Source organism: Treponema sp., from assembly GCF_052169735.1.
Classification (GTDB): Bacteria; Spirochaetota; Spirochaetia; order Treponematales; family Treponemataceae; genus Treponema.
In genome coordinates this window covers 17,046-29,713 of record NZ_JBQNBW010000035.1, presented here as the reverse complement: position 1 = coordinate 29,713, position 12,668 = coordinate 17,046, and the positions used below count along the sequence as shown (strand labels likewise).

Below are 12,668 nucleotides of genomic sequence, written 5' to 3'. Positions count from 1 at the left end.
AACATCGCATTTCAAGGTAACCTGTTCAGAAACGGAAGTTTCCGAACAGGTTTAAACTGCAAGAGGTGCTCTATGGAAATTTTACAAGCGGCAACGGCAGGCACATTGGAATCAAGCGATGTGCAGATCACCGTTTTGCCGAGCGGAGAATTGGACGTCACAATCGAAAGCGATGTGATTCATCAATACGGCAACCATATTCGGCAGCTGGTAACGGCAGCCTTACAGAGAATGGGTGTGCAGCACGGCGAAATCCGCGTTATAGACAAGGGCGCGCTTGATTGCACACTTGAAGCACGGCTGGAAACGGCGCTGCATCGTGCTGCCGGTAAACTCGTCCCTGAAAAATGGGGAAACTAGCGGAAAACCGCCGGAGGATACTCAAGATATGGAAATAAATACAGCAAAGAAAAACCGCATACGGCGGACTATGATGTTCTTAAATGCTCAGCGCCCGTCTCTATTGCAGGATGCCTATATTTACCGGGCTGACAGCCTTATTTTTGATCTGGAGGATGCGGTAGCCGAGCGGGAAAAAGATTCTGCCCGGTTTTCGCTCTATCATGCGCTCACCTCAATCGACTATCAAGGCTGCGAAAAAGTAGTACGCATTAACGGTCTCGACACACCGCATTATAAGGAAGATATACGGGTGTGTGTTGCAGCGGGAGCTGATACCATCCGTATTCCTAAATGCGAAACACGGGATGATGTTCTCCTTGTTGAAAAACTCATTGCGGAAGCTGAGCGGGAATACAACCGACCGGAAGGCTCAACCCTGTTGATGGCAGCGGCCGAATCTCCGCGCGGGGTTATCAATGCCCTGGCAATCTGTGAAGCATCGGAGCGGATGATGGGTATTGCCCTCAGTGCGGGAGATTATACCCGCAATCTGCACACGGTAAAGTCAGATTCAGGAATAGAGCTGCTTGGCGCACGGTCTCAGCTGATCATTGCTGCCCGTGCAGCCGGTGTTCAGTGCTTCGATACAGTCTACCTTGACGTTGATAATATAGAAGGCTTTAAAAAAGAAGTCGCACTCATCAAGCAGATGGGCTTTGACGGTAAGTCTCTTATCAGCCCCAAGCAGATTGCTCCGGTGCATGAAATTTTTGCCCCAACGGAAAAAGAAATCCGGCATGCTGAAAAAATCATTATTCAGCTGGAAGAAAATAAAAAGAAGGGAATTGGAGTCTTTACCATTGACGGAAAGATGGTTGACATTGCATTACTTGAAGGCGCACAGCGGACGATCAGCTATGCAAAAGCTGCCGGTGTCTATAAGGGGACGTTATAATGAAGAATAAAGCCGGACGGGATATTCCCGACAATATACTTTCAAACGGAAAAGAAGCATATCAGGGTGCTTATCACTTTGACGGCACGGAATTTCAGCGTGTTGCCCGGAAAGGAGGCGTTAAGCTCACCGCCTCTCCTGAAGATAAGGTTGTCCATGACTTAAAAGAGGCAGTGAAGCGGGTCGGATTAAAAGACGGAATGAGTGTTTCATTTCATCATCATTTTAGAAACGGTGATTATGTCGTCAATAAAGTGATTCAAGCGATTGCAGCATTGGGCATCAAAGGAATAACGATTTATGCCAGCTCGTTAGGAGAAGCGCACGACGCTATCCTGCCGTACATTGAAGACGGTACGGTAACCGGTCTTTCTTCCAGCGGGGTACGCGGCAAAATCGGTGAAGCAATTTCTCACGGACTGTTCCGCGATGTAGTGTACATTAGAAGCCACGGCGGACGGGTACGGGCGGTAGAAGCCGGAGATATTCATATTGATGTTGCATTTATCGGCGCTCCCAGCTCGGACTGCATGGGAAATGCCCGCGGAAAAGGCGGTAAATCCAACTGCGGTGTGCTTTCGTATGCAATGATCGATGCGCAGTATGCGGATAAGGTGGTCGTTGTTACCGACACGCTGGTAGATTTTCCCAACTTCCCGCCCGCTATTCAAGCGATTGATGTTGATGTGGTTGCGGTTGTTGATGAGATAGGTAATCCGGCAAAAATCGCCAGTAAAGAAGTCCGCTACACTGATAATCCGAAAGAATTGATGATGGCAGACTATGCCGCACGGTTTATTGCACAATGTCCTAACTTCAAAGACGGTTTTTCGTTCCAAGCGGGGGCGGGAGGGGCAGCCTTAGCGGTTGTCCGCTGCCTCAAGCAATATATGATAGAAAAAAACTACAAGATGAGCTTTGCTATCGGCGGTATTACGGCACCGATTGTACAGCTGCTACATGACGGACTTATCAAATGCGTAGTTGATGCACAGGACTTCGACCTTCCGTCTGCGGAATCGGTGATCGACAGCCCCGGACATTTTGAAATTTCTACTGCGCAGTACGCTGATCCCTTTAACAAGGGGGCATTCGTCAATATGCTTGACTTTGCTGTTTTGGGAGCGCTGGAGATTGATACCGATTTTAACGTAAACGTTATTGTCGGTTCAGACGGTATTGTCCGCGGGGCACCCGGCGGACATCCCGATGCAGCAGCAGGAGCCAAGGTGAGCATTATTATCACACCGCTTATCCGATCCCGTATTCCGGTTGTTATTGATAAGGTTACCACGATTACAACCCCCGGTGAAACTGTTGACGTAGTGATCACGGAAGAGGGCATTGCAATCAACCCGCGCCGTACCGACTTAATCGAAGCCTTAAAGGGAAGTGATCTCCCGATTACCACCATCGAGGCTCTCCGCGACAAGGCGTACCGTATTTCCGGTGCGCCGGAGCCTGTTCACTTTGATGACAAGGTGGTTGCGGTGGTAGAATACCGTGACGGCACGGTACTTGACGTTATCAGAAAGACAAAGCCTTTTGAATTTTCAAACTAGCGTTGCACATACCGATGCTGCCTGCAAACAGCTTGCAGCATTGGCAGTTACGGCGCTGCTTGAAGAAGCGGCGCTGTTTCCCAAGCCCGGTTTGGTCGATCCTGTTTCGCAAGGGGCGCATACCGACATGGATTTTACCACCCTTGTGCGGAGCGCTGCCGCCCTCCGGCAAGGGTTTTATGAATGTGCTCGCATCGGCTATGATTCCCTCCCCCGCAGCGTTGCTCCGGTGTGCGCAACACAGCCGGATTGCACAGGGGAGTCGCCGCGGCTGTCGGCTCAGCCGACTACCGCTTCGGCGCATGCAACACTGCCAATTCCGGGGCAGCCGGCAACGGCAGTGCCTATGCAGCCGGATTGCACAGGGGGTGCTGTTTCCGCGGTGCGGAAGCAGCTGCAGCGTACTGGACTTGCACTTGAGCAGGCAATGTTTGCAGAAACGGGCGGTATCAACACGCATAAGGGGGCGATTTTTATCTTTGCCTATCTTTTAGGGGCTGCGGGACGGCTGCTCTGTGCTGATCACCGGTCTTTATCTGTGAGCGGCGGACAGCATCAGCTGACCGCGGCGCTTTGTGCTGAGGTACAGCGGTTAGCAGCCGGTTCGGTTGCGGAATGGAAGACGCAGCTTGCAGCAAAACAACACTATACACACGGGGAGCGGATGTTCCTGCAATACGGCTGCTGCGGGATTCGCGGCGAGGTTGAAGCGGGTCTACCATTGGTAAACCGGAATGCGGCGTATCTGGAGGAGTGCACCTCCGGTCAACTGCCGCAGCGGGATGCGCACCTTTACATACTGCTGCACATCATCGCAGAAAACGAAGACACCAACGTACTTTTCCGTGCAGGAGCCGCTGCATTACGCGATTTACAGACCCGCTGCAGTGCCATTCTCAATTCGGGACTTACCGGCGCAGCTTTATATCATGCGGTTGAAGAGCTTGATGCCTACTGCATTCAACAGCATATCAGCCCGGGCGGATCAGCGGATATTTTCGCTGCGGTGCTATTCTGCCGGAGCGCCGAATCACTTTATCCGCACCTTGTCCTGCCTTCACCCGCTTTGCAGTGAAACTCTAAAAGCTCACCGCCAAGATACCAAGAGTGCAAAGAAACCTCCAAAGGTGAATAAATTGAAGAAATTATTACCCGGCATTAACACCTTCTTATTTTAACGCACTTATTGCAAATCATTTGCAAAAACACTTGCAATTCTTTTGGGTTTTGAGTATATTTGCAAGCGATTTGCAAATAGTGCATGAGGAGGTTATGAAATGAAAAAATATTTTCTTATAACGTGCAGTATAATTATTTCCGCCTTTTTGGTATCGAATGTATATGCAGGCGGAAAGACGGAAAAAGTACCTGAGGGTAAAATTGCTGTTGCGGCGACGTTTGATGCAATGCAGGAGCTTACTAAGGTAGTGGGTAAGGACAAGGTGCATATCTACACTATTATTCCGCCGGGAGTAGAAGCCCATGATTTTGAACCGAAAGCGGGTGATCTTACCTTCTTAACACAGGCAAAAGCGGTTGTCTACAATGGGTTTGGTATGGAACCGTGGCTGAAGGATGCGCTCCATGCGGTAAAGCGGGAAGACATACGTACCATTTGTGCCACTACGGGTATTACGCCTATTGAACTGGCTGAAGGACATCATCATCACCACCATCATCATGGCGATGCTCATGGACACGATGATGATCACGATATGCACGGACATGATCATGATGACTGTGATCAAGACTGCTGTTGTGGTCATGATCATGGCGACGGCAATGTTCACGATCATCATGCCCTCTCGGTTGATCCTCACGCATGGCTCAGTCTGGAATCCGCAAAAATAATGGTAAAAAACATTGCAGCCGGTTTAAGTGAGGCTGATCCGGTAAATGCAGTCTTTTATCAGGCAAATGCAGCAGCTTTTACCGCTGATGCAGATAAAATACTAGTATCGTATCGGGAAAATTTTGCCAAACTTTCGCATCGCCGTTTCGTTACCGGACATGCTGCTTTCGGCTATCTGTGCCGGGATTTTAATATCGAACAGAATAGCGTAGAAGATGTATTTTCGGAGGGAGAACCCAGCGCAAAACAATTAGCAAAATTAATAGATTATTGTAACCAGTATGGGATTAAAACTGTTTTCACGGAAACAGCTGCGAGTCCGCAGGTGTCGAAAACGCTTGCAAAAGAGGTTGGTGCTTCGGTACAGACGATTTATACTATTGAGTCAGCCGAAGACGATATGTCATATATGGAGCGGATGCGCTCAAATATAGAGAAAATTTATAAGAGTTTAGCAGAATAAACCGTATAAACGCAGCTTGTTGTTGTAAGTATCATTTTTCTGGTGATAGTCATTGCAAGGCCTTTACATCTCTCCTTTAGCCGTGCTTTGATTATCACCTTTTTTTATCCGTGCGGAGGGGTAATGCTTACAAGCTGCGCCGGAGGTGTTAATTCGTGCGGATGATTTCATACCCGCGGCACTCTGCGTCAGGGGGTGTTGATTTGTTTCTTGACATCCTTGCGATCATTTTTAATCCCCCCAACGCTAAAAAGGCAGGCAAGCAATACCTCTTGCAATTTATCCTGTTGTATTTACGGCAATATTGGGGAGTATTTCAGGCTGTACAAACCGTATAAACTTAAAAGGGTGTATATTCACTGCATTGGTATACCAGCCCTGTATATCGCTTAAATCGATCACATTGATAGCGGGAATATGCGAAAGCGGAATTACAACTGACGAATCCATCAATATCTGTTCGGCTTTTGCAAGGTACTCAAATCTTTTTTTACGGTTTTGCTCTGCAGAAGCCTTTTTTATAAAGTTTTCGTAGTCCTGATGAGTCCAGTTTGAACTGTTTAAGCTCGAATCGGAGCGGAATAATTCCAAAAAGGCGAGCGGATCTGCAAAATCGGCTATCCACGAAACAAGAGCGATATGATACTCATCCGTTTTTTGCCGTGCATAATAGTCCTCAAAAGGGACAAGTGTAACCTCTACTGAAAGATTGAGGCTTTCCCATGCTTTTTTAAGTAAGTCCGCTTGTTCGGCATAAAAGTCAGTTTGCGGTAAAAGAATTTTAATCGGTTTTTCAGTATCTACCTGCTCAACCTTTTTTAAGAGTGTTTCAGATTTTGCTGTATCTTGTGTATCAACACCTGTTACTGAAGGATACCCAATCAGGGGAAACACCAGTGTTTTTGCAGGGAGCAAATAATTTTTCCGCAGTGTGTCATAAGGAATAGCATGCACAAGCGCTTCTCTCAAGGCTTGACTGCTGCAGGGCGCTGTATTCGTGTTAAAGTACAGATATTCGGTTGCAAACATAGGCGTAACATGAATAGTATGGGCTGCCGCAACCTTAGTCAAATTGACAGAGCCGCATAACCAGTGAACGGAACCTCTGTTAAACGCCTCGGTCATCTCATCAGCATTGGGGTCAAGCAGCAGCGTAATTGACTCAAGTTTTACCGATTGAATATCCCAGTACGCCTCGTTTTTAATCAGCCGGATACGATCATCGCTGCTGCTTTCTATTTTAAATGGCCCGCTTGCAATCGGTATAAAGGCATCTTCAATTTTCTGAAAAACCGACTTTCCTGCCATCTGTACTACGGCTTCCAACTGTGAAGGGTGCACTGCCGAAAATGCATGATGACAGAGAATATTTGCAAGATGTTCGGCAGGATATACCAACGAAATTTTGAATGAAGTGTCGGATTCAGCATAGAGTCCGATTTGTGCGGAGTCTGTGATCTTCCCGCTCCGGTATTCTTTTGCTCCTTTAACGCAATCCAGCAATGAGGAATACGGCAAATCCAATGCAGGGTTTAATAAATTGATAAATGAATCACGGAATACCTGTGCAGTAATCGGGGTTCCATCTTCAAAGGTAAGGGCATCCCGCAAGGTGAATGTCCAGAGCAAACCATCCGAACTGATCTTCCAGCTCTTTGCTAATCCGGCAACAGGCTGCAGCGTATACGGATCGTACACACACAGCCCTTCATATAAGCCGGTCAGCATCTGCGCTTCATTCGCATTATATGCTGCATGGGGGTGTAAATTGGGAATTCCGGAGGTAACAGATACCACAAAATCCTGCTGCTGCGCAAGATTTTCGTTTGGATCAGTTTCTTCCGCGCTCATAAATGCTGAACAACAACACAATACAAACAGTAGAAAATATTTTTTACTCATGGAGCAATCCGAGTTCCTTCATATTGGAGTATTCTTCAACGCTTGCATTATATTCCGCTCTACATTGGTTTGCTTTAATCACTGAATTACGCACGGTTGTCAATTCAATTCTGATTCCCTTTATCTTAGCACGTAATATCACATCCACCGACTTATAATAGTCATCCAGTGCGGTTAATGTTTTTAAGTAACTATTACATACAACAATATACTTATTCAAAAGCTCCAGCAGCTGCTCATTGCTCATACCGGTCAGCCGTTGCTGGATATCAGACGCCCCCGAGGAAAAGCTTTTAAAAACTCGGATAATCTTTGTAAGGTTTCCAATATAATCTTCTATAACAATAATTTCTTTTTTTTGCAAATTACTGATTGGATCCTTAATTGATAAGGTAATTTCATGTTTCTTTTCTTCCATATTAAATGCACGCCGCAAGGCTTCCCAAAACTTGGTAAAAATAGTGGTGTGCGCCTTATAGATGACTTCTTGATTAGCCATAATTTTTGTTAAGCATGCCTCAAAGTGATTACCTGTTGTACCGAGAATACGCAATCCGGTAACAAGTACGGGGCGCATATTTTCCTGTTTATTGGTCTTCTTATCTTCCTTTTGTGCAACATTCAGGTGCTGCAATACTTCACGCCGTAAATGTTCTGAATCAGATCCATAATCTTCTTTCAGAACTTCCAACACAAGCTCGTGGTAAAAAGGAATCTTTTCCTCTTTAGCCGCAAAAGATTTTTTTATGGTTTTTAACAGCTTTATAGGAGCATCAATATCTGCCTGTGTAACTTGTATATCCGGCGGTAAATTTTTCCTAACCGTCAATTTATATTCTTCGCGGTGCAGCCGGGCAAGTTGGCGTAAGGTTTTGTTAATATCGGTGTCAAGCCGTGAAAGATGCCCCAAGGAATCCCTCAGTAGTCCCCCTGTTAAAGAATCCGAAACGGAATGGAGCGATTTACATATCTCGGACATCGCACGGGTGTTCGGGAGGGTTGAATTTTCATTGAGAGCAGACCACTGAAATGTCTTATTCAGTGCGACCATAGCAGCAATACGCTGCGGAGTTAAAAATGAACAGTTGAATTGATATGAGTTAGTGAGAAAATCGATCATGGTCTGATACTGTGCCAGCCGGGAACCGATAACCGTTCCTCGCTCACTGTCTGCAAAACCTTCGTTAATCGGCACTTTGATTTCAGTCATACGGCTGTCGTATTTATAAGGATCATCATAGACAAGCCCTTTTTTCAATAGGTTGCTGCGGAGAATCTTTACCACACTGCCGAGCGCTGCATAGTTTTGCTGCATTTGAGGCAGCAGTTGTTTATTAAATTCTTCCCGCCGTGTAGCGATCAGATGTTCTAACTCTTCAGAAAAATTGTTCATAGATTCCATACGCCTATTATCGGAAGGCGTGGAAAAAAAATGAGACCCTTGACAGCCTAAAATTTCACGGTTATGCTTGAAAGTATATGAGTGGAGGTTGTATGAAAAATTCATTGCCAAAATCGGAAAAACTACCAGTAATACGGCACAGTACTGCACACCTGATGGCAGAAGCCGTGATAAATTTATTTCCCGGAACAAAAGTTGCAATCGGACCTGCTATTGAAAACGGATTTTATTATGATTTTGCTCTCCCGACACCGATCACACAGGATGATCTACCTCGTATAGAAAAAGAAATGCGCCGCCTTTTATCGACCCCGCATGATTTTACAAAGGAAGTAATTACGCGGGAGCAAGCGCTTGAACTGTTTAAAGATCAGCCATTTAAATGCGAGCTTATCAATGATCTGCCGCAAGATGAAGAAATTTCTATCTACCGCTCCGGCAATTTTGTCGATCTATGCAGAGGTCCGCACATTGTCAACACAAAAGAAATTAACGCACAAAGCTTTAAATTGGAAAAAATTGCCGGAGCTTACTGGCGCGGAGATGAAAAACGCCCGATGCTCACCCGTATCTACGGCACTGCGTGGGAAAGTCCTAATGACCTGCAAGCGTATCTTACCATGCAGATTGAAGCGGAAAAGAATGATCACCGGCGGCTTGGACGGGAGCTTGACTTGTTCCATATTGAAGAAGACAATCCCGGTGAAGTATTCTGGCATCCGAACGGCTGGACACTTTACCTAACAGTGCAGCAATATGTCCGGCAGAAGATCAAAGAAGATGGCTATGTAGAAGTAAATACCCCCTTTGTTATGCCGCAGAGCTTATGGCTCCGTTCGGGACACTGGGAAAAATACCAAGAAAACATGTTTATCACCGAAAGCGAAAAACGGATATTTGCACTCAAACCGATGAACTGTCCGGGGCATGTCGAGATATTCAAGCAAGGTATCAAAAGTTACCGTGATTTGCCCCTCAGGATTGCCGAATTCGGTTCGTGTACGCGGAATGAGCCATCCGGCTCTCTGCACGGGCTGATGCGGGTACGCGGTTTTGTACAGGATGATGCGCATATCTTCTGCACGGAAGAGCAGATTTCTTCCGAAGTTGCTAAGTTCTGTAAGCTGCTGAAATCCTTGTACCGGGATTTCGGCTTTGACGAAAACGCTATCCTCGTTAAATTCTCTACGCGGCCGGAAAAGCGGGTCGGGGATGACGCAACCTGGGATAGAGCAGAAAATGCACTGGCGGAAGCATGTAAGGCTGCCGGGCTTGAATACACTGTTGCACCGGGAGAAGGTGCATTTTACGGACCGAAACTAGAGTTTACCCTTGTCGATGCGCTTGGACGCGAATGGCAGTGCGGTACCATACAGGCAGACTATCAACTGCCCGCTAAAGACCGGCTCAATGCTGAGTATATCGGGGAAGACAATGAAAAGCATCAGCCCGTTATGCTGCACCGCGCGGCGCTCGGATCACTAGAACGCTTTATCGGCATCTTGATTGAACAGCACGGAGGAGCCTTGCCGCCGTGGCTTTCGCCCACGCAGGCAGTTGTCGTGCCGGTTGCGCCGCCTTTTAGCGAATATGCAGAGCATGTTGCGGCACAGCTTACAAAGGCAGGCTTCCGTGTAAAGGCAGACATCGGGAACGACCGTATGAATGCAAAAATCCGGAAGTATCAAGAACAAAAGGTGCCGTACCAGCTGGTTGTCGGAGAAAAAGAAAAACAGTCAAACAGCGTTACGGTACGCCGCTTGAGCGGAGAGCAAAAAACAATGACAGTCGATGAGTTTGCCGCCTTCCTCCGGATGAAGACGGACACCGCAGCTGTCAGCGCTGAGTTCTAAAAACCACAGAGGAGCAAATGATGGGGGTCGAAACAGTTTATCAGCAGACCTTGCTGGATTATTCACGGAGAACGGAACATAAGCATCAAATTGATGGAGCAACAGGGATTGAACGCGGGCATAATCCGAGCTGCGGTGATGATCTAACCCTTCTGATTAAACAGAAAGACGGAATAGTTGACGACGCATCATTTTTAGGTGTCGGCTGTGCGGTTTCGACGGCTTCTACGAATATGCTCATTGAACTGATTAAAGGCAAAACGGTTGAGCAGGCGCGGCGCTATCTTGAGGTATTCTTTAATATGATGGCAGGAAAGCCGCAGCCTGATGCTGATTTGGACAGTCTTGGCGATGCGCAAATTTTAGCTTATTTTGCCGAAATGCCTGCCCGGATTAAGTGCGCTACTTTAAGCTGGCATAGCGCACAAGTTCTGCTGCAATAAGTACCGGGCGACGGCTGAAGTTTAAGGAAAGTTTTTAGGGATCAATATATTGAAGTATTTTATTGAAACATACGGATGCCAAATGAATTTTGCCGAATCCGCCGCATTGGAGCAGCTGTTACGGGAACGGAGGTGGGAAGCTGCTCCTGATATACAGCATTGCGATTTGCTGATTATCAATACCTGTTCAGTGCGGATTACTGCGGAAACCAGAGTGTTCGGTAGACTTGGATTATTTTCCGCATTAAAAAAATTGCACGGCTTCCGCATTGTATTGATGGGCTGTATGGCAGAGCGGCTGCATGAACAAATCAAGAAAGATTTCCCCCGGATTGACTATGTTATAGGGATGTTTGAGCGGGATCAGTTTGCCGCTATTTTTGAGGCAGTTGAACAGCAAAAAATGCCGCATACCGGAGCTTCCGGCGCGGCAGCTTCCCTCCACGGCGCTTCTGCTCTCTTAGCAGTACCGCATAGTACCGATATATCTGACCCGGAATCGCCTTGCTTACAAAGCAGTACACAAAAGCAGTATCATTTTTCCGAACGTTCTTACGCGGAAGGTTCTTTTCAAAGTTTTGTGCCGATTATGAATGGGTGCAATAATTTTTGTACCTATTGCATTGTTCCGTATATCCGAGGTAGGGAAATTTCCAGACCCCTTAAAAGTATTTTACAGGAAATTTCTTTTTTAGGCGGGAAGGGGGTGCGGGAAATCACCCTGTTGGGACAGAATGTCAATTCATATCATGGGGTAAGTCCTGCAGGCGTTCCGGTGCATTTTCCGCAGTTGCTGCGTGCCGTATCGGCTGCTTGTGCTGAGGATGATGTAATAAAATGGATACGGTTTTTGTCCAGTCATCCAAAAGATATTTCAGATGAGCTGATTGAGGTAATGGCGGAGGATAGCCGTGTCTGTAAATCGCTCCATTTGCCGATACAGCACGGTTCAAACGAAATTCTTTCACGTATGAACCGCCGGTATACTGTTGAACAATATCTTACCATTGTTGAAAAACTCAGGAAGCAGATGCCATCCATTGTGCTGACCACTGATATTCTCATCGGTTTTCCGGGAGAAACACCGGAGGATTTTCAAAAAACATTGGATCTTATGCGGGAAGTGCAGTTTGACTCTGCATTTATGTATCACTATAATCCCCGTGAAGGGACAAAGGCGTATAACTTCCCGGACAGGATACCGGATGCGGAACGCATAAACCGGCTGCAGCAGGTAATTGATCTGCAGCAAACCATAACCGAACAGCGGATGCAAAAACGGCTTGGTGTACAAACTGCCATGCTCGTTGAATCCCATTCACGGAATAATCCTGATGAGCTGTTCGGACATACTGAGCAGGGGGAGATGGTTGTCTTGACCGAAAAGTGCGATCCCGCTCATATTGGACATTTTATACAAGTTGAATTACAATCCATAAAAGGAAAAACATTCCGGGGCAAACCTCTAAGCCTCCAGCCGGATTTTTAGAAGCTGCATTACCGGAAACCTATTATACAAGGAGGCTGAAATGCCGGGAAAATTATTGTATTTTATCACACTTATATTGCTCATAGCCTTGTTTATGGGCTTTAATCTTGCAAACCGCTGTAATATTTCCGTTATTTTTTATGTCTTTAAAGATGTACCGATTTTTTTGAGTATGCTCTTTGCCTTTTTACTGGGGAATATCGCGGTACTGCCCTTCCTTATCGGCAGCCGGCGGAGAATAAAGAATGCGGAAAAGCAAGCAGCAGTATACCACGATGTTGCACAGGTTGAATTAAAACCTGAAAAACGCTCTTGGTTCGGAAAGAAAAAAAAGGAAAATAACGGGTCGCTCAAGCAGGATGTGTAACCGAAGTTTCAGTTTACTGAGACGGACTCTGCCGCTGC

11 protein-coding genes are annotated in these 12,668 nt (G+C 46.5%); 9 read left to right on the top strand and 2 right to left on the bottom strand.

All coding sequences use genetic code 11. The features are described from left to right. The first annotated feature begins 72 nt into the window (after window positions 1–72). The 5 genes from citD (at window position 73) to ACTTJ8_RS07150 (ending at window position 5,174) form a co-directional block, all read left to right on the top strand. The gene (citD, locus tag ACTTJ8_RS07170; RefSeq protein ID WP_442720753.1) at window positions 73–360 is read left to right on the top strand and encodes a citrate lyase acyl carrier protein; all 288 of its coding nucleotides are present in this window, start codon (window positions 73–75) and stop codon (window positions 358–360) included. Window positions 361–388: 28 nt separating this feature from the next. Next, window positions 389–1,297: an aldolase/citrate lyase family protein gene (locus ACTTJ8_RS07165; RefSeq protein WP_442720752.1), complete on the top strand. Its 909-nt coding sequence runs from the start codon at window positions 389–391 to the stop codon at window positions 1,295–1,297. Beyond that, window positions 1,297–2,859, top strand: a complete 1,563-nt coding sequence (citF, locus tag ACTTJ8_RS07160) for a citrate lyase subunit alpha (RefSeq protein WP_442720751.1) — start codon at window positions 1,297–1,299, stop codon at window positions 2,857–2,859. Before ACTTJ8_RS07165 ends, citF begins: the two co-directional genes overlap by 1 nt. Then, the gene (locus tag ACTTJ8_RS07155; RefSeq protein WP_442718821.1) at window positions 2,843–3,934 is read left to right on the top strand and encodes a triphosphoribosyl-dephospho-CoA synthase; all 1,092 of its coding nucleotides are present in this window, start codon (window positions 2,843–2,845) and stop codon (window positions 3,932–3,934) included. Before citF ends, ACTTJ8_RS07155 begins: the two co-directional genes overlap by 17 nt. Window positions 3,935–4,136: 202 nt before the next feature. Beyond that, entirely contained in the window at window positions 4,137–5,174 is a 1,038-nt protein-coding gene (locus tag ACTTJ8_RS07150; RefSeq protein WP_442718822.1) for a metal ABC transporter solute-binding protein, Zn/Mn family, read from the top strand. Between the two features lie 279 nt (window positions 5,175–5,453). On the opposite strand, the gene ACTTJ8_RS07145 is transcribed toward ACTTJ8_RS07150, so the two are convergent. Next, on the bottom strand, window positions 5,454–7,076 hold the full coding sequence (locus ACTTJ8_RS07145; RefSeq protein ID WP_442718823.1) for a peptide ABC transporter substrate-binding protein: 1,623 nt from the start codon (window positions 7,074–7,076) through the stop codon (window positions 5,454–5,456). Further along, entirely contained in the window at window positions 7,069–8,478 is a 1,410-nt protein-coding gene (locus ACTTJ8_RS07140; RefSeq protein ID WP_442718824.1) for a TP0584 family protein, read from the bottom strand. Before ACTTJ8_RS07140 ends, ACTTJ8_RS07145 begins: the two co-directional genes overlap by 8 nt. Window positions 8,479–8,570: 92 nt before the next feature. Here ACTTJ8_RS07140 and thrS point away from each other — a divergent pair, with 92 nt between their 5' ends. From thrS to ACTTJ8_RS07120, 4 genes are read left to right on the top strand one after another with little or no spacing between them, the layout of a single operon-like run. Continuing rightward, entirely contained in the window at window positions 8,571–10,331 is a 1,761-nt protein-coding gene (gene thrS, locus ACTTJ8_RS07135; RefSeq protein ID WP_442718825.1) for a threonine--tRNA ligase, read from the top strand. Window positions 10,332–10,351: 20 nt separating this feature from the next. Continuing rightward, window positions 10,352–10,774 carry a Fe-S cluster assembly sulfur transfer protein SufU gene (gene sufU, locus ACTTJ8_RS07130; RefSeq protein WP_442718837.1) on the top strand — a complete coding sequence of 141 codons (423 nt, stop codon included), beginning with the start codon at window positions 10,352–10,354 and terminating at the stop codon, window positions 10,772–10,774. A gap of 49 nt (window positions 10,775–10,823) precedes the next feature. Next, a complete protein-coding gene (miaB, locus tag ACTTJ8_RS07125; protein ID WP_442718826.1) occupies window positions 10,824–12,263 on the top strand; it encodes a tRNA (N6-isopentenyl adenosine(37)-C2)-methylthiotransferase MiaB in 1,440 nt (479 codons plus the stop codon). Window positions 12,264–12,303: 40 nt separating this feature from the next. After that, entirely contained in the window at window positions 12,304–12,630 is a 327-nt protein-coding gene (locus tag ACTTJ8_RS07120; RefSeq protein ID WP_442715996.1) for a hypothetical protein, read from the top strand. Window positions 12,631–12,668: the final 38 nt, after the last annotated feature.